Below are 19,987 nucleotides of genomic sequence, written 5' to 3' on the forward strand. Positions count from 1 at the left end.
CTGCGCGCTCACTGGCCGCGCATGAACAGCTTGTCGAGCTCGCCCATGCTGAGCCGGAACCAGGTCGGCCGGCCGTGATTGCACTGGCCAGAGCGCTCGGTGGCCTCCATGTCGCGCAGCAGTGCGTTCATCTCGGTCAGCGTGAGCTGGCGGTTGGCGCGCACTGCGCCGTGGCAGGCCATGGTGGCGAGCAGCTCGTTGCGGCGCTCGGTGAGCACGCGGCTGGCGCCGACCTCGCGGATGTCCTTGAGCACCGCGCGCGCCAGCTCGGCGGCGTCGGCCTGTTGCAGCATCACCGGCACGGCGCGCACGGCGAGATGGGTGGGCGAGGCGATGCCGATCTCGAAGCCTAGCCTCGGCAGCAGCTCACCCTGTTCCTCGACGGTGGCGACGTCGAGCCGGTCGGCCTGGAACACCACCGGGATCAGCAAGGGCTGCATTGCCAGCGAATCGGCGTCGAGCGCCGTTTTCAGCCGCTCGTAGACGATGCGCTCGTGCGCCGCGTGCATGTCGACGACGACCAGCCCCTCGGCGTTCTGCGCCAGCACGTAGATGCCGTGGAGCTGGGCGATCGCGTAGCCGAGCGGCGGCACCACCAGGTCGGCGGGGGCGGCGTCGGTGCTTGACGACGCTGCCAGAACCGGGCTGAGCGCCAAGCCTGGCGCCGCTGACAGGCCCGCGCCAGGATTGGCTTTGAGGCCACCGAACAGGGTTTCGTAGAAATTGCGCGGCTCGTGTGCCGCGAGCGGCATCGCGGCCTGCTCGTAGCGCGGATATTGGCTGGATGCGATCGGCGCGGCGCCGCCCGCATCGACCACCGGCACCGCCGTCCCCGCCGTGGTCAGCGCCAGCGCCTTGTGCAGCGCGTGGAACAGGAAACGGTGGACCGGCTGCGATTCGCGGAAGCGCACCTCGATCTTGGTCGGGTGGACGTTGACGTCGACGCCTTCCGGGTTCAACTCGAAGAACAGCGCATAGGCCGAATGGCGGTCGTGGTGCAGCACATCCTTGTAGGCCTCGCGGATCGCATGGGCGACGACCTTGTCGCGCACGAAGCGTCCGTTGACATAGAAGTACTGCGCGTCGCGGCTCGATTTCGACAGCGTCGGCGAGCCGGCCAGGCCGTACAGGCGCAGGCCGCCGGCGCTCTCGTCGAGCGTCAGCGCCGACTGGGCGAAATCGGCGCCGAGTATGGCGGCGATGCGCTTGTCCAGCGGCTGCCTCGGCAGGCGCCACTGCGCCTTGCCGTTGTGGAACAGGGTGAAGGCGACATCCGGGTAGGCGAGCGCGATGCGACGGAACATGTCCTCGCAATGCGCGAACTCGGTGCCCTCGGTCTTGAGGAACTTGCGCCGTGCCGGGGTGTTGTAATACAGGTCATGCACCTCGACGCGCGTGCCGGCGGCGAGCGCCGCGGGCTGCGGCTCGGAGAGGGTGCCATCGAGCGTATCGACCTGCCACGCCATGTCCTGCCCGGCTGCGCGGCTGGTCAGGGTCAGCCGCGACACCGAGGCGATCGAGGCCAGCCCTTCGCCGCGGAAACCGAGCGTGGCGACCTTCTGCAGGTCGTCGAGCGAGGCGATCTTGCTCGTGGCGTGGCGTGACAACGCCAGCGCCAGCTCGGCCTTGGCAATGCCGCCACCGTTGTCGGTGACGCGGATCAGCTTGATGCCGCCCTGCTGCAGGTCGACCTGGACTTCGCCGGCGCCGGCGTCGAGGCTGTTCTCGAGGATCTCCTTGAGCGCCGACGCGGGGCGCTCGACCACTTCGCCAGCGGCGATCTGGTTGATCAGGTGGTCGGGCAGCAGATGAATGACGGGCATGGCGGAACGGCTTGGCGCAAAACGCGATTATACCAGCCTGATCCAACACCACCCGCCGGGCATTCACAGGGCAGCCGGGCAGCGCGATGGCGCTGCGATGCCGCGTCTTGCTCCTTACCTGACCTTGCGTGTCGCCATGTGCTTGAGATAGCGCATCAGCTGGTTCAGCTCGGTTTCCGACAGGGTGTCCTCGCTGAACGCCGGCATCTGCGCCTTGCCCCAGCTGCGCAGGCTCTGCGGGTTGCGGATCAGCACCTGCAGATAGGGCTCGCGCAGGTATTCGGTGGGGTTGCGCGGTACGTTGAGGTCGGGGCCGAGGTTGGCGTCGCCGGCGCGGTTCAGCGTGTGGCAGGCCATGCAGTGCTTCTGGAACATGGCAAAGCCGGCGCGTACCGGGCTGTCCGCCGCCAGCGTGGCGGCCGGGGCGAGCGCCGGGTAGCGCTCCTCGATCGCGGCGACGCGGTCGATGCGGGCGATCTGGTACGGCCATTGCTCGGGTGTAACCTTGCTCTTCTCCGGGTTCAGCCACACCAGGTAGAGCGGGCCCGCGCTGGCGCCGTCGCCGCCTGGCTTGACCGGCGGCCAGCGCGCCTCGTCGGGCTCGATCGCCAGCCATGGCTCGGCCCCGTTTTCATTGAGCAGCAGGCTTGCCGGCAGGGTGGCGGCAAAGCCGTCGAGCGCGACGATGCGCACGGTATCGCTGGCCTTGAAGCCGGCCTGCTTCAGCAGCGGCGCGAACGGCACGGCGCGGTAGCGCATCGGGCGCTGGTAGCTGACGTCGTTGGGAATATCGATGTCGCGCGCCTCGCTGTGCGACAGCAGCGCCGGTTTTTCGAGTTCGAGGTGGGTATTGCCATTGTTGATGCTGAGCATGGCGGCGCCTACCAGGCCTGGCAGGCTCAGCAGGGCGGCGAACAGATGGCGCAACGGCATGCGCATGGTCGATCTCCGAGGGTTGGACTTCAACATGATAGACGCCGCCGGCCGCCGGCGGGAGGGCGGTGGTTCGGGGTGCGAAGGCCCGCGGCGCACGCCCGTCGGTGGCAGGTCAGGCTTATGCAATTTGCATTGGCGTATCCGTGCCTCGATCCGGCTGCGTGCCGGCCGGGCATCGTGGCAGGTGCCATCCGGCTCCTTGGCTTGCCTGCAAAGGCTTGTCCACAGCCGGTTTTCATGGTCCTGAACGTAGCGACGGCGGGGGCCGGGCCGAAACGGATGCCGGCCACGGCCAAATGCCGTCCATATCCCGAAGAAAATATATTTAATGCCATTTGAATTTCATGGGGCCACGGTTATGATGTCAGTACAACAAAGAAAACATCACGCAAAGGAGCTTTCCCATGGGAGATATCAACTTTCGGCTGCCCTTGCCGCCGCGCCCGGAGAACGTCACCGGTCAGGTCGAAATGGTGCCGCTGAGCTTGTACAGGCTGTTCGGTGAGGAGCACGGCAGCATCGTCATGCTGTGCATGGACAAGCTTGAAGCCCGCATCCGCCGGGATCGCGGCAGCCTGTCGAGCCTGATCAACGATCTGGGCGAGCTCAATGTGGTATTCAACCACATCGACGAGGGCCGGCCGATCATGATGCCGGTGCTCAATTCGCGCCGCCGCGACGTGACACGGCAGATGATCGTCGATGCCGGGCGGCACCAGCTCTACGCGCTGCGCAACCGCGGGCTGGACCAGTTGCCGGTCATCGTGCCGCAAGGGCTGATGGCGCAGTTCGAGGCACAGTTCGGGGTGCGCGGCACGAGCCAGTAGGGCCCGCCAAACAGGGGAGAGTCGGGGTTGACACGGGTGGCGAAGCGGTCTGGGCTGATATAAGCTGACCGTGATATACCCGCCGCGGCAGCTGCCCGTCGCCCTTGCGGAGGCATCCCGTCATCCCTGCCCAGGACTGCCATGCACCCTGTCGTCGACGACCCGAAATCCAAGGCGCTGCGCTATATCGGCGCGAGTGTCTTGCTCTTCATCCTTGCCGTGATGCTGCCCCCTTACCGCCTGTTCGAGGAACGGCAGGCAAGCATGCTCGAGCTTCACCTGCTGCTTGAGCTGTTTTCGGTCATCGTCTGCGTGCTGGTGGCCGCGGTGTCGTGGTATTCCTTCGACCATGAAGAGCGGGCGGAAACCGGGCTGCTGGCTGCCGGCTTTCTCTCCGTGGCGGTGCTCGACCTGGCGCACGCGCTGTCCTACGACGGCATGTCGCGTTTTGTCACCGACAATTCCACGCCCAAGGCGATCTTCTTCTGGCTCGCCGGCCGTAGCTTTGCGGTCGTGACGATATTGCTGGTCGCGCTGGATCTGCGCCTGATACGCGGGCGCCTGCCGTGGGTGCTGGGGTTCGCCATGGCCGCTATCACCGCGCTGTGGTTTGGCCTGTTCCATGCCGATGCGTTCCCGCTGACATTCATCGCGGGCCAGGGAGTGACGCCGTTCAAGTCGGCCTTCGAATACCTGTTGTGTGCGAGCGACCTGCTGATCGCCGTGCTGTTCTGGCGCAATGCCACCCCCCGCAACGCCGACCGCTTTTACCCACTGGCTGCGGCCAGCATCATCATGGGCTTTGGCGAGCTGGTGTTCGCGCATTACCGGGCACCGACCGACTTTCTCAATACCTTCGGCCACTCGTTCAAGGTGGCGAGTTACGCGCTCGTGTTCCAGTCCTTGTTCGTGTCGGGCATGCGTCGCCCCTTCTTGCGGCAGCTCAAGACCGAAGAGGCGCTGCGCAACAGCGAGGCGCGCCTGCGTACGCTGGGCGATAACCTGCCCGACAGCTATGTCTACCAATACACGCGCGACAGCGCCGGCAAGCCGCACTTCCTGTTCCTGAGCGCGGGGGTGGAAAAGCTGCACGGCATCAGCCCGGCAAGCGCCATGAAGGATGCCAACCTGCTGTTCTCGCTGATCGACTCGGCGCAGGAGCAGGCCTTGCGCGAGGCGGAGCTGCGCAGTGCCGCCACCCTGGGTGACTTCAGCGTCGATCTTCGGGTACGGGTGCCGCAAGGCGGTTGGCGCTGGCTGCAGATACGCTCACGGCCGCTGCGCGACGCCGCGGGCAACCTGCTGTGGGATGGCGTGGCGACCGACATCACCGAGCGCAAGCGCATCGCTGCCGCGTTGGAGGAAAGCCGTACGCGCCTTGCCGGCATCATCGATTCGGCCATGGACGCAGTGATCACCATCACCAGCGACCGCCGCATCGTGGTGTTCAATGCCGCGGCGGAACACATGTTCCAGTACCGCACCGCAGAGATGATAGGCGAGGAGATCGATCGCCTGATCCCGCCGCGTTTTCGCGAGGGGCACGCGGCCCAGATCACCGACTTTGGCGACACCGGGCGGACCAATCGCCCGATGGGTGCGTTCGGCGGCATCTTCGGCCTGCGCGCCAACGGCGAAGAGTTTCCGATCGACGCAGCAATTTCGCAGGTCACGGCCGGCGGCCAGCAGCTCTACTCCATCATCCTGCGCGATACGTCCGCGGCCAGGCAGGCAGAAGCCACGCGCCTGCAGCTGGAGGCCCAGCTGCGGCAGATGCAGAAGATGGATGCCCTGGGCACCCTGGCCGGCGGCGTCGCGCACGATTTCAACAATATCCTGGCCACCATCGATGGCTGCGCCGAGCTGGCCTCGCACGAGCTCGCCGCCGATCACCCGGCGCGGGCCCCGCTCGCTTCGCTGCGTACGGCCAACCGGCGCGGACGCGACCTGGTGCGGCGCATCCTGATGTTCAGCCGGCGCCAGCAACCGCAGCGTGCCCCGCTCGACATCGCTGCTGTCGTGGAAGAGGCGGTGCGCCTGCTGCGCGCTACCCTGCCGGCACAGGTCGCCATGGAGCTGACCAGTGCCGCGAACTTGCCGAGCGCCGTCGCCGATCGGACCGAGATCGAACAGATCGTCATCAACCTGTGCACCAATGCCTGGCAGGCCATGGGGGAGGGCGGCGGCCAGGTGAGGATCCGCGTCGAGTGTATCGATGTCGATGACACCCTGCCGGATCGGCCGCTCAACCTGCTGGCCGGCTCCTACATCCGGCTGACCGTGGCGGACAACGGGCCGGGCATGAGCCGCGAAACGCAGGCACGCATCTTCGAGCCCTTCTTCACGACCAAACCGGTAGGCACCGGCACCGGCCTTGGGCTGGCCGTGGTGCATGGCATCGTGTCCGGATGCGGCGGCGCGGTCAGCGTCAGCAGCGAGCCGGGGCAAGGGGCGACGTTCTTCGTCTACCTGCCCGCCAATGCCATGCCGGTGACGGCCGAGGTGGGGCAGCCCGCGCGCGAGGTGCCGCATGGCACCGGGCAGGAGATTCTCTATGTCGATGATGAGGAGTCGCTGGTCTACATCGCCGATCGCCTGCTGTCCCGTCTGGGCTACCGCGTGAGCGGCTTCACCGAGCCGGAACAGGCGCTGGCGGCCTTGCGCCGCGACCCCCAGCGCTTCGACCTGGTGGTGCTCGACTACAACATGCCGGGCAAGTCCGGCATCGAGGTGGCGACGGAAATACTCAGGCTACGGCCCGAGCTGCCGGTCATCCTGGTTTCCGGCTTCGTCTCGGACGAGCTGCGCGAACAGGCCTTACGCCTTGGCGTGCGCGAAGTCATGTACAAGCCGGATACGGTGCAGGAGCTTGCCGCCACCATCCACGGCCTGCTGAGCCGGCCGCACGGCGTGGCGTGACGTCGTATCAGGCCAGCTTGGTGCGCGCCAGCGGTGGGTTCTTGGCGAAGTAGCGCTTGATGCCGGAGCCGATGGCCTGCGCCATCTTGTACTGGTAGGCCTCGTCGAGCAGCTTCTTTTCTTCTTCCGGGTTCGAGATGAAGGCGGTCTCGACCAGAATCGACGGGATGTCGGGCGCCTTCAGCACGGCGAAGCCCGCCTGCTCGACCGCGCCGCGGTGCAGGGTGTTGATGTTGCCGATCTCGCCCAGCACGGCCTTGGCGAGCTTCAGGCTGTCGTTGAGCGTGGCGGTCTGGGTCAGGTCGAACAGCGTGTGGGCAAGGTAGGGGTCCTTCACGCCGACGAGCTTCACGCCGCCGATCAGGTCGGCATTGTTTTCCTTGGTGGCCAGCCATTTGGCCGCGGTGCTCGTGGCGCCTTTCTCGGACAGCGCGAACACCGAGCTGCCGCGCGCCTCGGGGCGCAGGAAGGCATCGGCGTGCACCGACACGAACAGGTCGGCATTGAGCTTGCGCGCCTTGGCCACACGGCCGGCGAGCGGGATGAACACATCCTCGTCGCGTGTCAGCACCACGCGCACGTTCGGGTTCTTTTCCAGTGTTTCCTTGAGCTTCTTCGCCACCGACAGCACGATGTCCTTCTCGCGCGTGCCGTTGGCGCCGATCGCGCCGGGGTCTTCGCCGCCGTGGCCGGGGTCGATCACCACGGTGATCAGACGGTCGACCTGCAGCTTGCGGCGGTCCACCGGCTCGTCGGTGTCGGCCTTGTCATTGGCGCGCGGTTCGGCGGGCTTGTCGTTGCGCGCCTGCCTGGGCTCTTCCTGGCGCGGCTTGGTCTCGTTGCGGGCAGCGCTGCCGAGCAGGGTTTCCGCGCTGGCTGGGGAGTAGAGGTCGATCACCAGGCGGTGCTGGTATTCGCCGACCGGCGGGATGGTGAACACCTGTGGTTTGACCTCGGTCTTGAGGTCGAGCACCAGGCGCACCACGCCGGGTTTGAAGCGGCCCGCGCGCAGCCGCTGGATGAACGGGTCGCTGCTCTCCACCTTGTCGCCCAGGGTCTCCAGCGCACGGCTCATGTCCACGCCCTCGATGTCGACGACCAGGCGCTCCGGATTCTTTACCGACATCGTCTTGAAGGTGAGCGTGTCGTTCGATTCGATGGTGACGCGCGTGTAGTCGCTCGCCGGCCAGACGCGCACGGCCGCGATGATCGGGGCGCTATCGGCCGCCATGCCGATACGCGTCAGCGACAGCAGCAGGGTGGCGGCGCCAGCCTTGAGCAGGCTGCGGCGGTTTGGGTCGATCTGGCCGTTGCCGGTCAGTGGTTCAAGGCTGTCAGACATGCTTCCCCGAGCGATGTGTGTGCAGCGATGCAAATTTCCCGGCCTTCTCCCGCCACCTCGAGCGCTATCGTCAGATCGGCGGGGGGCAGCAGGCCGGCGGCTTTGTCTGGCCACTCGACGAGGCAGAGCGACTCGGGATTGAAATAGTCCCTGAAGCCCGCGTCCTCCCATTCAAGTGGATCGCTGAATCTATACAAATCAAAGTGATACAAGTATAAGCTAGAAACTACGTAAGGTTCAACCAAGGTGTAGGTCGGGCTCTTCACTTTGCCCTCGAAACCCAGGCCGCGCAGGATGCCGCGCGTGAGCGTGGTCTTGCCCGCGCCGAGGTCGCCGACGAGATAGATCGTCAGCCCCGGGCGCAGGACGCGCGCCAACTCGCGGCCGCAGGCCAGGGTGGCGGCCTCGTCGGCGAGCGTGCGTAGGCAAGCCGATGGGTGACGGGTATCATCGTTCGTATGCATGAAGAATCTCCAACGCGCGGCGTGGCGCCTGACATGGCGGCGATCAAGGCCAGCATCAAGACATGGGCGCGTGAGTTTGGTTTCCAGGAAGCCGGCGTGGCGGGTGTGGATCTCGCCGATGCCGAGCCGGGGCTGCTCGCATGGCTCGAGGCCGGGTATCACGGCGAGATGGATTATATGGCAAAACACGGGCTGAAACGGGCCCGGCCGGCCGAGCTGGTGCCAGGCACGGTCTCTGTCATCGCCTGCCGCATGAACTATGCCGCCGCCGATGGGCGCGACCCGCAAGCCGCGCTCGACGACCCGCAGGCCGCCTACATCTCGCGCTACGCACTGGGGCGCGACTACCACAAGTTGCTGCGTAACCGCCTGCAGAAGCTGGCCGAGCGCATCGCCGCCGAGATCGGCCCCTATGGCTTCCGCGCCTTCACCGATTCGGCGCCGGTGCTCGAGGTGGAGCTCGGCACGCGCGCCGGCAACGGCTGGCGCGGCAAGCATACGCTGCTGTTGAGCCGAGAGGCGGGCTCGATGTTCTTCCTGGGCGAGATTTTCACCGATCTGCCGCTGCCGCCCGATGCGCCGCAGGCCGAGCATTGCGGCCGCTGCACCCGCTGCATCGAGATCTGCCCGACCCAGGCCATCGTTGCGCCGTACACCGTCGATGCGCGGCGCTGTATCTCCTACCTGACCATCGAATTGCATGGTGCGATACCGGCCGAGTTGCGGCCGATGATAGGCAACCGTGTCTACGGCTGCGACGATTGCCAGCTTGTCTGCCCCTGGAACCGCTTCGCGCAACACACCGAGCAGCCCGATTTCGCGATCCGCAACGGGCTGGACCGGGCCTCGCTGATCGAGCTGTTCGCCTGGAGCGAGGCCGAATTCAACGAGCGCATGGTCGGCAGCCCGATCTACCGGATCGGTTACGAACGCTGGCTGCGCAACCTGGCCGTGGGGCTCGGCAATGCGCCGGCCAGCGAGCCCGTGGTGGCGGCCCTGCAGGCACGTGCCGCGGACGCATCCGCGCTGGTGCGCGAGCATGTCGGCTGGGCGCTCGCACGGCATGGCGAGCCACAAATTGCCGATGCCGACCATCCATGAGAATTGCCCGCTCCCTGCTGGCCCCGCTGCTGCTGTGGGGCCTTGCGCTGGCGCTGCATGCCGAGCCGGCGGCGGTGATCGCGCCGAGCGATGTCTGGCGCGACTACCGGATGCTGCTCGGCCAGCGCGATCCGCTGACCCTCACCCAGTTCCGGGGCATGGGCACGCGCCGAGACGTGGTCGAGCTGGTGCTGGTGCAGCAGGCGCTGCGGCTGGGCGGGTGGCGCGAAGGCATACGCCCGGTCGAGGCAACGGCCTATTCGCGCATTCTGCGTGAGATCGCCGACGGGCGAGCGCTGGTGAGCGGAACCACCGCCTGGCGAGCCGATCTTGCTCCGCTGGGGGCGGAGGTGTACATCAGCCGCGCGCTGATCGGGCCGGGGCAGTCCGTGGCCGGCTTCTACACCGTGCCGGGCAATGTGCGGGCGCTGGCGGCCCGCAACCTGGACGAGGTGCGCCAGCTGCGGGCCGTGTCGAACCGGCAATGGCGCGCCGACTGGGAGGTGCTGAGCCGGCTCGGCCTGCAGGAGCTGTATGACGTGGCGGCCTGGCCGTCGATGGTCGCCATGCTGGCGGCGGGGCGGGCCGACGTGGTGCTGGCGCCGTTTCAGCCCGGCAACACCATGCAGTTCAAGACCGGGGGCGCCACGCTGGTGCCGGTTCCCAACATCAAGGTGAGCCTGCCCGGCAGCCGGCATTTCGCGGTGTCACTGCTGGCCCCGCAGGGGCATGAGGTCGCACAGGCGCTCGATCGCGGCTTGGCACTGCTGCAGCAGCGTGGCGTGATCCGGCGCGCCTATGAACAGGCCGGCTTCATCAACCCGCGCGTCGCAGGCTGGACAACGCTGAACTGAACGCACACCCTGCGTCTATCCCCAAGTGTGTGCGCATCGGCGTCGGTGTATCATGCGCGCTTTGCCGTCTCGTCTCTCTCTCTCTATGTCATCACAAGCTAGCGCCCCGATCGGGGTGTTCGATTCCGGCGTGGGCGGGCTGACCGTGGTCCGCGCCCTGATGGAGCGGCTGCCGTTCGAGGATATCGTCTACTTCGGCGACACGGCCCGCGTTCCATATGGCGTGAAATCAGTCGACACCATCAAGCATTTCACTGCGCAGATCACCGAGTTCCTGCTGGAAAAACGCGTGAAGATGCTGATCATCGCCTGCAACACCATGGCGGCGGTCGCGGCCGACGTGGTCAAGCGCCTGGCCGACGTGCCGGTGCTCGACGTGATCGAGGCCGGCGCACGCAGCGCGGTTGCGGTGACGAAATCCAACGCGATCGGCGTCATCGGCACGCCGACCACGATCAATAGCAATGCCTACGCACGCAACATCCACCTGCTCAACTCCGCCACGCGCGTCTATTCCCAGGCCTGCCCGCTGTTCGTGCCGCTGGTGGAAGAGGGCTGGCTCGATCACCCGGTGACGCGGCTGACCGCGCACGAGTACCTGCGCCCGGTGTTCGTCGAGCAGATCGATACGCTGGTGCTCGGCTGCACCCACTATCCCTTGCTCAAGCCGCTGTTGCAGGAAGTCGCCGGCCCGCACATCACGCTCGTCGATTCGGCCACGGCGATGGCCGAGCAAACGGCGCAGTTGCTGGGCGAGCAGGGGCTGGCCAACGACAAGCGCCATGCACCCGACTACCGCTTCTTCGTGACCGATATCCCGCTGCGCTTCCAGACCATCGGCGAGCGTTTCCTGGGGCGTTCGCTGGCGCAGGTCGAAATGGTCAAATGGAACTGAGCGCGGGCCTCGCCGCGCGGCGCCCGGGCTTGGCGCATGAGCTGTGAAAAAAAACTGACACTATATCGGTGATTACTTATAATCAATCCAAATCTAGAGTGGATGATCTAATCCACATGTCTGGCCACTAATTCAGAGGAACCCACATGAGCATGACTTCCCTCGACCTGATCAAGCGCATCACCCTCGCCGCCGCCGTGGCGGGTCTTGCTGCATGTGCCACGCCGCCTGGCGGCGCCACGCCAGAGCAGGCGGCCGAGACGGCACAGCCCGCGGCCGCTCCCGTCGAGGCCGCGCCGGTGCCTGCCGCCGTGCAACCGGCACTGGTCGGCAATTATGTGGGCAAGTGGATCGTCGATGGCCTGGGGCAGTCGGGCAAGGCCGAGTTGAAGATCACCGGCGTCGATGGCAACAAGATCACCGGCGAGGCCACCTGGTTCGATACCCCATTCGGCGACCTGACCGAGCCTATCGAAAAGAGCGAGATCAAGGCCGATGGCAGCATCTACGTCCATCATGCGAACAACGCGGAGTACCTGCTGAAGCCGCAGGGCAAGCGCTTGGTCGGCAACTTCAAGTACGAGGTCTACACCGGCACGCTGGACGTGGACAAGCAATAATCCGGCTCCAGTCCGGCGCGAAGGGCGGCAGCAGTGCCGCCCTTTTTCTTTGCCTGATCGGTGTACCCGGCAATCCGCTGGAGCGGATATAAATCACGCCAAAACAGTGGTTTATGCCTGCCGTGCGGGTCGTGCTAAAATAGCCGACTTTGTCGATATCCTTGGGTCAGCCATATGAATCTATCCGCGCTCACTGCTCTGTCGCCGCTGGACGGCCGTTATCAATCGCAGGTCAACGGCCTGCGTCCGCATTTCAGCGAGTATGCGCTGTTCCATAACCGCATCAGGGTGGAGGTCGAGTGGCTGAAGGCGCTCGCCGCCGAAAGCGCAATCGGCGAGATCGCTCCGTTCTCGGCCGCGACCATCGAGCAGCTCGACTATGTCGTGGCGCATTTCAGCGAAGCCGACGCCGAGCAGGTCAAGGCCATCGAATCGCGCACCAACCATGATGTGAAGGCGATCGAGTACTGGCTCAAGGAGCGCCTCTCCGACAACCCTGAGGTGATCCGCGCCAGCGAGTTCATCCACTTCGCCTGCACCTCGGAAGACATCAACAACTTGAGCCACGCGCTGATGCTGAAGGCCGGCCGCGACACGGTGCTGCTGCCCCAGCTCGACGCGATCCTGCACAAGATGACCGAGATCGCCCACGATCTCGCCGATGTGCCGATGATGTCGCGCACGCACGGCCAGCCGGCCACGCCCTCCACCATGGGCAAGGAATTCGCCAACGTCGTCTACCGCCTGCGCCGCCAGCGTGAGCAGATCGCCGGCGTGCAGTTGCTGGGCAAGATCAACGGCGCCGTCGGCAACTACAACGCCCACCTGTCCGCCTACCCTGACTTCGACTGGGAAGGCTTCGCCAAGCGCTTCGTCGAGAGCCTCGGGCTGAGCTTCAACCCCTACACGATCCAGATCGAGCCACACGATTACATGGCCGAGTTGTACGATGCCATCGCCCGCGCCAACACCATCCTGATCGACCTTGACCGCGACGTGTGGGGCTATATCTCGCTGGGCTTCTTCAAGCAGAAGGTCAAGAAGGATGAAGTCGGCAGCTCGACCATGCCGCACAAGGTCAACCCGATCGACTTCGAGAACTCCGAGGGCAACCTCGGCCTCGCCAACGCCGTGCTGCGCCATCTCGCCGAGAAGCTGCCGATCAGCCGCTGGCAGCGCGACCTGACCGACTCCACGGTGCTGCGCAATATGGGCGTGGCCATCGGCTACACCATGCTCGGCCTCGTTGCGCTCGCGCGCGGCCTGAACAAGCTCGAAGCCAACCCGCAGCGCATGGCAGACGACCTCGACAACAACTGGGAAGTGCTGGCCGAGCCGATCCAGACCGTGATGCGCCGCTACGGCGTGCCCAACCCCTACGAACAGCTCAAGGAGCTGACTCGTGGCAAGGGCGGCATCAGCAAGGAGGCGCTGCATGCCTTCATCGGCGACCTGGCCATTCCGCAGGATGCCAAGGCACGCCTGATCGAGATGACGCCATGGAGCTACATCGGCAAGGCCGCCGAGCTGGCCAGGCGCATCTGACCGCTTTCCATGCCTGAAAAAGCCCGGCTGAGAGCCGGGCTTTTTCATTGCCGGCGCCGGTACCAGCGAGGCAACAGAAGGCCTGGATGAGGCGGCAGGGCAGGGTGCATTGCAGCAATTTTAAGTTGCATATAAAATACATGTTAATTATCATGGCATCCAACGCTGCCACATGAGCCCGCCATGCAACTTACCCGCTTCACCGACCTGGGCTTGCGCGTCCTGATGTATCTCACCCACCGGGACCGCGACGCGCTGGTGACCATCGCCGAGATTGCCGAGCAGTTTGCCGTGCCGCACAACCATCTGATCAAGGTGGTCAACCGCTTGGGCAAGCTGGGCTGGGTCCACACGCTGCGTGGCCGCAGCGGCGGCTTGCGGCTGGCGGTGGTGCCGGCCGAGCTGACCATCGGCCGGGTGTTGCGCGAGCTCGAAGGCAGCACCGAACTCATCGATTGCGCCGAGCCGCCGTGCGCGTTGCGCGCCGACTGCCGTCTGAAGGCCGCACTCGACCAGGGCCTGCGTGCCTTCTATGTCGCCATGGATGCGTTCACGCTGGCCAGCGTGGTCGACGCGCCGACCGGCGACACCATCATCACCCTGCATCGCCAGTATCTGGCGCTGCATCGTTAGGAGAGGCGCCGTGCAGGACATCGCCGAACTGATCGGCCATGATGCCGTGGCCCACGTGGTCGATCGCTTCTATGACCGCATCCAGCAACACCCGAGCCTGGGCCCGGTCTTCTCCGTGGTGGACGACTGGCCGGAGCACAAGGCCCGGCTCACCCTCTTCTGGTGGGTCACGCTCGGCGGGGCGCGCTACCGCGACTATCGCTACAGCGTCGCCGAGCGCCATATGGAAGCCGGCTTCACACCGGCCCTGCTGGGCGACTGGCTGGCCTTGTTCCGCGACACCATCGAGGCCACGCTGCCGGCCGAACAGGCTGCGCCATGGCTGGCGCGCGCCGAGCGCATCGGCGAATCGCTGGTGCTGATGCACGAGCACATGCAGGGCCAGATGCCGGCCGAACGCTAGGGCCGGCCTCGATCACCCTGGCTAGATGGCCTGGTGCCGCCCAAGCGCCGAACGCCATCCCCGCCCCACGTACGTGCACCGTTTTTCCGCTCCCCTTGCCGTCATTGGGGCCGGCTGCTGCGTCATGCGCCGGTGCGTTTTTTCGTGCTTAAAGTTGTATTTTGTATGTAACTAATAGGAGATACCCATGCTGTCTGCCCAAGCCCGCCCCCTGATCGCCGCCACGGTGCCCATCCTGCGCGAACACGGGCTCGCCATCACTCGCCACTTTTACCAGCGCATGCTGGGCGAGCATCCCGAGCTGAAGAACCTGTTCAACCAGGGCAACCAAGCCGGTGGCGAGCAACAGCAGGCGCTGGCCGGCGCCGTGTATGCCTACGCGGCCAATATCGACCGGCCCGAGGTGCTGGGCCCGGTGCTCGAGCGCATCGCACACAAGCATGCGAGCCTCGGCATCACCCCGGCGCAATACACGATCGTCGGCAAGCACCTGCTGGCCTCGATCGGCGAGGTGCTTGGCGATGCCGTCACACCGGCCATTGCTGCCGCCTGGGATGAAGCCTACTGGCTGCTGGCGGTGGAGCTGATCGCACGCGAGGCGCGGCTCTACCATGCCGCGAGCCTGACGCCGGACAGCCATTGGCAGCAACTCAAGGTGGTGGCACGGCAGCCCCAGGGCGAGCTGGCCGAGTCGTTCACGCTGGCGCGCGAAGATGGCCTGCCCTTGCCAGCCTTCCGCCCTGGGCAATACGTGAGTGTTGCGTTGAACCTGCCTGCTGGCGGGCTGCGCCAGATCCGCCAGTACAGCCTGTCGGGCGCCCCCGGCGACGCGAACTGGCAGATTACCGTCAAGCGCGAGAGCGGCGACGGTGAGCGCCCTGCCGGCGCGGTCTCCAATCTGCTGCTCGACACCGTCAAACGTGGTGACCTGCTCGACGTCGGCCCGGCATTCGGTGATTTCGTGCTGGATGACGCGGAAACGGGCCCGGTGGTGCTGATCAGCGCCGGCGTGGGGGTGACGCCGATGGTCAGTATGCTGCACGCGCTGAGCCGTGCGCAGCAGCATCGCCCCGTGGTGTTCGTTCACGCTGCCCGCAATGGCCGTCAGCATGTGCTGCGCGACGCGGTGGCCGAGCTCGCCGAGCGCCATCCCGGCGTGGAGCAGATCGTGTTCTACGAGGTGCCGCACGCCGACGACCGCGACGGCGTCGATTACGACTACAAGGGCCGCATGGCGCTCGACACGATCCGCGACGCCGTCATCCTGCCCGATGCCAGCTACTACCTGTGCGGGCCGCTGCCCTTCATGCGGGAACAGCGGCGTGCGTTGATGGACTGTGGCGTGGACGTTGAACGCATCCGCTACGAGGTGTTCGGGCCGGATCTGCTGACTGGCATGGCCTGATAACCGGCCCGCGATCTAGTCGCGCAAGCCAGCACGCATGCACGACTGGTCGTGGGCGGGCTGCGGCCGGTGGCGCACCCCTCGCCGCCCGGCTCAGAGCGTGATCTTCGCGCCAAGCACGTCGAGGAACCTGGCCAGCCAGATCGGATGGGCGGGCCAAGCCGGTGCGGTGACCAGCTTGCCGTCGACGACGGCCTGATCGACCGGCACGTTGACATACTCACCGCCGGCCAGCGTGACTTCCGGGCCCACGGCGGGGTAGGCCGTCAGCTTGCGCCCCTTCACCACGCCGGCGGCCGTGAGCACCTGGATGCCATGGCACACGGCGGCAACCGGCTTGTCGTGTTCGAAGAAATGGCGCGTGATCTCGAGCACCTTCGGGTTCAGTCGGATGTACTCCGGCGCCCGCCCGCCGGCAATGACCAGGCCGGCATAATCGGCCGGCACCACGTCGGCGAAGCTCAGGTTCAGCGTGAAGTTGTGGCCGCGCTTCTCGGTGTAGGTCTGGTCGCCCTCGAAGTCGTGTATGGCGGTGCGGATCACGTCGCCGCCGCGCTTGTCGGGACAGACCGCGTGCACGGTGTAGCCGACCATCTGCAGTGCCTGGAACGGCACCATCAGCTCGTAGTCCTCGACATAATCCCCGGCCAGGATCAGTAATTGCTTGCTCATGTCAGGCTCCTTGGGTGAGTAGGTTCCACTTGATTATGGTCGCCACTCACCAAGGCTGCTAGGCCGGCTCGATGAATCTTGCATGACCGGCAGCTGCCGTACCCGCCTCACGGCAGCCGCGCAGGCTTACTTGAAGAAGCCGCGTGCCTTCATGCGATCACACGGGTTGCGCCGCATCATCGGCATCGGCCGGCCCTGTTCCTTGGCGCGCTCGTCCATCTGCTTGTGATGCTCGTCGATATAGGCCTTGCACTCGTCGTAAGTCTTGAACCCCATCATTTTCTGGCGGTGTTCGTCACGCTCGCTCGGGCTCATCATGCCCCAGCCGGGCGACAGCTGCTTGGCCGGCGGCAGTGTTGGCTCGGCTGCCAGGGCCAGGTTGGCGGCGAGCAGGCTGGCCATCAGCACGAGTGTTTTCATCACAGTCTCCTTCGTTGGGATGGATTACGCCCGTTCACTATAGCCGCTGTCCGCTCGCCCGCACTGGGTCGAGATGCGCCAGGCCGCCGCCAGCGTTAATTGATACTGAGGCGCTCCATGCGATAGCGCATCGAGCGGAAGGTGATGCCAAGCACCTTGGCCGCTGCGGTGCGGTTGAAGCGGGTTTTTTCCAGCGCCTCGAGGATGGCCTCCTTCTCGATGCGGTCGAGGTAGTCCTGCAACGGATACTTGTCACCGCCCGCGGCCTGTATGAATGATTCGTCCTCGCTGCTCGACGGGGTCAGCTGCAGGTCTGCTTCTTCGATGTGCTGGCCGTCGGACAAGGCCAGCGCGCGCTCGAGGATGTTCTCCAGCTCGCGCACATTGCCTGGGAAGTCATAGTGCATCAGCGCCTTGAGCGCCGCCGGGTCGAGTGTCGGCAGGCCGAGCCCGAGCTGCTCGGCGACGCGCGCCAGCACGGCCTCGGCGATGATCGGTATGTCGTCGCGCATCTCGCGCAGCGGCGGCATCCTGAGCTCGATCACGTTGAGGCGGTAATACAGGTCCTGGCGGAAGCGCCCGGCCTCGACACAATCGCCGAGATTCTGGTGGGTGGCGCTGATGATGCGCACGTCCATCGTTTCCTCGCTCGGGCTGCCGAGCTTGCGCACCTTCTTTTCCTGGATCACGCGTAGCAGCTTCACCTGCATCATCAGCGGCAGGTCGGCCACCTCGTCGAGGAACAGCGTGCCGCCGTTGGCGGCCTGGAAGAAGCCCTCGCGCTCCTGGTCGGCGCCGGTGAAGGCGCCTTTTTTGTAGCCGAAGAACTCGCTCTCCATCAGGTTCTCCGGGATCGCGCCGCAGTTCACCGGCACAAAGGGCTTGGCGGCGCGTGCGCTCTTCTCGTGGATCATGCGCGCCGCGCGCTCCTTGCCCGAGCCCGATTCGCCGGTGATGTAGACCGGCGCATTGGAGCGCGCGAGCTTGTCTATCATCTCGCGCGCCGTCTGCAGCGCTGGCGACGCACCCAGGAAGCGGCTCTCGGCGCTGCCCTTGCGGCCAGCCGCGGCCGTGCCGGCAGTGCTGCGGTCGAGGTTCAGCGCGGATTTGATCAGCGTGCGCAATTGTTCGAGCACGATGGGCTTGGACAGGTAGTCGAAAGCGCCAGCTTTAAGCGCCAGCACCGCATTTTCGGTGCTGCCATAGGCGGTGATGACGGCAATCGGGATATCCAGGCCCTGTTTCTGGATATGCTGCACGATCTGCAGCCCTTCGCCGTCGGGTAGGCGCATGTCGGTCAGGCACAGGTCGAAGTGCTGCCCGGCCAGCTTCGCCAGGGCATCCTTGACCGTGCCGGCCGGCGTCACCTCAAGCCCCATGCGCAGCAGCGTCAGCTCCAGCAGCTCGCGGATGTCGGGCTCGTCGTCGATCACCAGTACGTGTTTGGTGCTGCCTGTGTCTCGTTTGCTCATTGCCATGTCCTGCAGGTAAGGCGGAAGGCGGCGCCCCGGTCCGAATCGATCAGATCGAGCGAGGCATGGTTGGCCGCTGCGACCTCGCGCGCGATGTACAGCCCCAGGCCGCTGCCGTGGCTGTCGTCGGTGGTGAAGAAGGGTTCGAACAGCTGCGCGCGCAGCTCTGGCTTCACTCCGGGGCCGTCGTCGTTGATGTCGATATTGGCCTGGTGGCCGTCGAGATGGGCCGTCAGCACGATGCTGCCCGGCTGCTGGCGGCAATAGCGCCAGGCGTTGCGTACCAGGTTCCACAGCACCTGATGCAGGTGATTGCGGTCGAAGCCGATCACCAGGTCCTCCGGGCAGGCCACGCTCAGCACGTCGGCCGGTATGCCTTCGGCTTGCACGGCCTCGTCGATGAAGGCGTGCAGGTAGCTGGCCAGCCGGATCTGCTCGGGCTGTGCGCGGTCGCGCCGGTTCAGCTGCAGGATGTCCTGCACCATGGCGTCGAGGCGCTTGGTGTTGTCGCGGATGATGCGCGTGAGTTTTTTCGTCAGCGGGTCGTGCGCATCTTCGGCCAGCAGCTCGGCGGCATGGCTGATCGACGACAGCGGGTTGCGCACTTCATGCGCGATATTGGCGGTGAGCCGGCCGAGCGCGGCCAGCTTCATCTGCTGCGACATGGCCTGCTGCCGGTTGATGTCTTCGAGAAAGATCACTGCCCCGGCGTTGCGGTCGGCGGCAATCGGCACGAAACGCGGGTGGATCAGCTTGCCGGTCGGGGTCTTGAGCGTCAGGTCGCCCTGGGTATGGCCCTGGCGCCAGTTGCTGGCGGCAGCTTCGAGCGAGGGTAGGTAGTCCGACAGCTTGGGCTTCTCGGTGATGCGCGGCGGCCCGAGCAGCCGCTCGGCCTGGTGGTTGTGGCTGCGCACCAGGCCGGCATGGTCGATCACGATCACGCCGTCGGGCATGTCCTGGATCACCAGCTGGTTGATCTGCGCCAGGTTGGCCAGGTCGATGCCGCGCTGCAGCGCCACCCGCTCGCTCTCGGTGGCGTACTGCGCCAGCCGGTGGGCGAGCCAGGCCGTGGCGAAATAGCCGAGGCAGAGCAGCGCGGGCTGGCTGAAGTCTGCCTTCACGTCGCCCTGGGTCAGCATGCGCAGGCTTTCGATGAACAGCACGCCGATGCTCGCGATCGAGGCGTGGAACAGCGTCATCTTGCCGCGACTGATCATGCCTGCGCCCGCCAGATACGGCATCAGCAAGAGCCCAAGGCCGCTCGCAATGCCGCCTTTCAGGTACATCAGGCTGATGATGATGACGATGTCGACGGTTACCTGCGCCGTGATCTGGATATTGAAGATCGGCCAGCGGCGCTTGATGGTGAGGAACGAGACGACGCTGAACAGCAGGTAGCCGAATACCAGCGCGGTCAGTGTGGTGCGCGTCATGCCGGTATCGGGCTCGACCTGCAGCGACAGCGTGACCGCCGCGATGGCCAGGATGCAGGCGATCACCAGCCGGTAGAGGTTGAACAGCAACAGCGAACGCCAGAATGCGCCCGGGTAATGCTGGTTGGCGTGGCGCGTATAGGGGTAGGGGACGTAGGCCATGTTCTAGAAAGTATTGTCCGGCCTGTATTGTAGGCCGAAAGCGGGGCCGCGCGCAGGCAGG

18 protein-coding genes are annotated in these 19,987 nt (G+C 65.7%); 10 read left to right on the top strand and 8 right to left on the bottom strand.

Annotated features, from left to right (window positions below):
* Positions 1 to 8: 8 nt before the first annotated feature.
* Both mutL and ABWL39_RS17290 read right to left on the bottom strand, forming a co-directional pair.
* A complete protein-coding gene (mutL, locus tag ABWL39_RS17285; RefSeq protein ID WP_367794175.1) occupies positions 9 to 1,823 on the bottom strand; it encodes a DNA mismatch repair endonuclease MutL in 1,815 nt (604 codons plus the stop codon).
* Between the two features lie 114 nt (positions 1,824 to 1,937).
* Entirely contained in the window at positions 1,938 to 2,750 is an 813-nt protein-coding gene (locus tag ABWL39_RS17290) for a cytochrome c (protein ID WP_367794339.1), read from the bottom strand.
* Between the two features lie 413 nt (positions 2,751 to 3,163).
* On the opposite strand from ABWL39_RS17290, the gene ABWL39_RS17295 reads away from it, so the two are divergent.
* Both ABWL39_RS17295 and ABWL39_RS17300 read left to right on the top strand, forming a co-directional pair.
* Positions 3,164 to 3,586 (top strand): hypothetical protein, encoded by a 423-nt coding sequence (locus tag ABWL39_RS17295; RefSeq protein WP_367794178.1) that lies wholly within the window; start codon positions 3,164 to 3,166, stop codon positions 3,584 to 3,586.
* 141 nt (positions 3,587 to 3,727) lie between these two features.
* The gene (locus ABWL39_RS17300; RefSeq protein ID WP_367794181.1) at positions 3,728 to 6,505 is read left to right on the top strand and encodes an MASE3 domain-containing protein; all 2,778 of its coding nucleotides are present in this window, start codon (positions 3,728 to 3,730) and stop codon (positions 6,503 to 6,505) included.
* A gap of 7 nt (positions 6,506 to 6,512) precedes the next feature.
* Here the strand turns inward: ABWL39_RS17300 and ABWL39_RS17305 are convergent, their stop codons facing one another.
* A complete protein-coding gene (locus ABWL39_RS17305) occupies positions 6,513 to 7,847 on the bottom strand; it encodes an N-acetylmuramoyl-L-alanine amidase (RefSeq protein WP_367794183.1) in 1,335 nt (444 codons plus the stop codon).
* Positions 7,823 to 8,311, bottom strand: a complete 489-nt coding sequence (gene tsaE / locus ABWL39_RS17310) for a tRNA (adenosine(37)-N6)-threonylcarbamoyltransferase complex ATPase subunit type 1 TsaE (RefSeq protein ID WP_367794186.1) — start codon at positions 8,309 to 8,311, stop codon at positions 7,823 to 7,825. The genes ABWL39_RS17305 and tsaE overlap by 25 nt, the downstream gene beginning before the upstream one ends.
* A 33-nt stretch (positions 8,312 to 8,344) precedes the next feature.
* On the opposite strand from tsaE, the gene queG reads away from it, so the two are divergent.
* From queG to hmpA, 8 genes are all read left to right on the top strand, one after another.
* Complete coding sequence (queG, locus tag ABWL39_RS17315) at positions 8,345 to 9,412, top strand: tRNA epoxyqueuosine(34) reductase QueG (protein WP_367794189.1); 1,068 nt, start codon at positions 8,345 to 8,347, stop codon at positions 9,410 to 9,412.
* Positions 9,409 to 10,266: a hypothetical protein gene (locus ABWL39_RS17320; RefSeq protein ID WP_367794192.1), complete on the top strand. Its 858-nt coding sequence runs from the start codon at positions 9,409 to 9,411 to the stop codon at positions 10,264 to 10,266. Before queG ends, ABWL39_RS17320 begins: the two co-directional genes overlap by 4 nt.
* 85 nt (positions 10,267 to 10,351) lie before the next feature.
* Positions 10,352 to 11,161, top strand: a complete 810-nt coding sequence (murI, locus tag ABWL39_RS17325; protein ID WP_367794194.1) for a glutamate racemase — start codon at positions 10,352 to 10,354, stop codon at positions 11,159 to 11,161.
* 146 nt (positions 11,162 to 11,307) lie between these two features.
* A complete protein-coding gene (locus ABWL39_RS17330; protein WP_367794196.1) occupies positions 11,308 to 11,781 on the top strand; it encodes a hypothetical protein in 474 nt (157 codons plus the stop codon).
* A gap of 174 nt (positions 11,782 to 11,955) precedes the next feature.
* Positions 11,956 to 13,326: an adenylosuccinate lyase gene (gene purB / locus ABWL39_RS17335; RefSeq protein WP_367794198.1), complete on the top strand. Its 1,371-nt coding sequence runs from the start codon at positions 11,956 to 11,958 to the stop codon at positions 13,324 to 13,326.
* A 183-nt stretch (positions 13,327 to 13,509) separates the two neighbouring features.
* Complete coding sequence (locus ABWL39_RS17340; protein ID WP_367794200.1) at positions 13,510 to 13,959, top strand: Rrf2 family transcriptional regulator; 450 nt, start codon at positions 13,510 to 13,512, stop codon at positions 13,957 to 13,959.
* Positions 13,960 to 13,969: 10 nt separating this feature from the next.
* Positions 13,970 to 14,362, top strand: coding sequence for a group III truncated hemoglobin (locus ABWL39_RS17345; RefSeq protein ID WP_367794202.1), 393 nt, complete (start codon positions 13,970 to 13,972; stop codon positions 14,360 to 14,362).
* Positions 14,363 to 14,549: 187 nt separating this feature from the next.
* Entirely contained in the window at positions 14,550 to 15,767 is a 1,218-nt protein-coding gene (hmpA, locus tag ABWL39_RS17350; RefSeq protein WP_367794204.1) for an NO-inducible flavohemoprotein, read from the top strand.
* 93 nt (positions 15,768 to 15,860) lie between these two features.
* Here the strand turns inward: hmpA and ABWL39_RS17355 are convergent, their stop codons facing one another.
* The 4 genes from ABWL39_RS17355 to ABWL39_RS17370 form a co-directional block, all read right to left on the bottom strand.
* Positions 15,861 to 16,439, bottom strand: a complete 579-nt coding sequence (locus ABWL39_RS17355) for a DJ-1/PfpI family protein (protein ID WP_367794206.1) — start codon at positions 16,437 to 16,439, stop codon at positions 15,861 to 15,863.
* A 126-nt stretch (positions 16,440 to 16,565) separates the two neighbouring features.
* Positions 16,566 to 16,859 carry a hypothetical protein gene (locus tag ABWL39_RS17360; RefSeq protein ID WP_367794209.1) on the bottom strand — a complete coding sequence of 98 codons (294 nt, stop codon included), beginning with the start codon at positions 16,857 to 16,859 and terminating at the stop codon, positions 16,566 to 16,568.
* A 95-nt stretch (positions 16,860 to 16,954) separates the two neighbouring features.
* On the bottom strand, positions 16,955 to 18,337 hold the full coding sequence (locus tag ABWL39_RS17365; RefSeq protein WP_367794212.1) for a sigma-54-dependent transcriptional regulator: 1,383 nt from the start codon (positions 18,335 to 18,337) through the stop codon (positions 16,955 to 16,957).
* Positions 18,328 to 19,926 carry a nitrogen regulation protein NR(II) gene (locus tag ABWL39_RS17370; RefSeq protein ID WP_367794215.1) on the bottom strand — a complete coding sequence of 533 codons (1,599 nt, stop codon included), beginning with the start codon at positions 19,924 to 19,926 and terminating at the stop codon, positions 18,328 to 18,330. Before ABWL39_RS17370 ends, ABWL39_RS17365 begins: the two co-directional genes overlap by 10 nt.
* Between the last annotated feature and the right edge of the window lie 61 nt (positions 19,927 to 19,987).

The sequence above is a fragment of the Chitinivorax sp. PXF-14 genome (assembly GCF_040812015.1).
GTDB lineage: Bacteria > Pseudomonadota > Gammaproteobacteria > Burkholderiales > SCOH01 > JBFNXJ01.

Bases quoted from the DNA above. Each gene is read 5' to 3' on its own strand.
- hmpA (WP_367794204.1), top strand. From the start codon at position 14,550: ATGCTGTCTGCCCAAGCCCGCCCCCTGATCGCCGCCACGGTGCCCATC.
- ABWL39_RS17355 (WP_367794206.1), bottom strand. From the start codon at position 16,439: ATGAGCAAGCAATTACTGATCCTGGCCGGGGATTATGTCGAGGACTAC.
- ABWL39_RS17340 (WP_367794200.1), top strand. From the start codon at position 13,510: ATGCAACTTACCCGCTTCACCGACCTGGGCTTGCGCGTCCTGATGTAT.
- ABWL39_RS17365 (WP_367794212.1), bottom strand. From the start codon at position 18,337: ATGGCAATGAGCAAACGAGACACAGGCAGCACCAAACACGTACTGGTG.
- ABWL39_RS17360 (WP_367794209.1), bottom strand. From the start codon at position 16,859: ATGAAAACACTCGTGCTGATGGCCAGCCTGCTCGCCGCCAACCTGGCC.
- tsaE (WP_367794186.1), bottom strand. From the start codon at position 8,311: ATGCATACGAACGATGATACCCGTCACCCATCGGCTTGCCTACGCACG.
- ABWL39_RS17305 (WP_367794183.1), bottom strand. From the start codon at position 7,847: ATGTCTGACAGCCTTGAACCACTGACCGGCAACGGCCAGATCGACCCA.
- ABWL39_RS17330 (WP_367794196.1), top strand. From the start codon at position 11,308: ATGAGCATGACTTCCCTCGACCTGATCAAGCGCATCACCCTCGCCGCC.
- ABWL39_RS17320 (WP_367794192.1), top strand. From the start codon at position 9,409: ATGAGAATTGCCCGCTCCCTGCTGGCCCCGCTGCTGCTGTGGGGCCTT.
- ABWL39_RS17295 (WP_367794178.1), top strand. From the start codon at position 3,164: ATGGGAGATATCAACTTTCGGCTGCCCTTGCCGCCGCGCCCGGAGAAC.
- murI (WP_367794194.1), top strand. From the start codon at position 10,352: ATGTCATCACAAGCTAGCGCCCCGATCGGGGTGTTCGATTCCGGCGTG.
- ABWL39_RS17370 (WP_367794215.1), bottom strand. From the start codon at position 19,926: ATGGCCTACGTCCCCTACCCCTATACGCGCCACGCCAACCAGCATTAC.
- queG (WP_367794189.1), top strand. From the start codon at position 8,345: ATGGCGGCGATCAAGGCCAGCATCAAGACATGGGCGCGTGAGTTTGGT.
- purB (WP_367794198.1), top strand. From the start codon at position 11,956: ATGAATCTATCCGCGCTCACTGCTCTGTCGCCGCTGGACGGCCGTTAT.
- ABWL39_RS17300 (WP_367794181.1), top strand. From the start codon at position 3,728: ATGCACCCTGTCGTCGACGACCCGAAATCCAAGGCGCTGCGCTATATC.
- mutL (WP_367794175.1), bottom strand. From the start codon at position 1,823: ATGCCCGTCATTCATCTGCTGCCCGACCACCTGATCAACCAGATCGCC.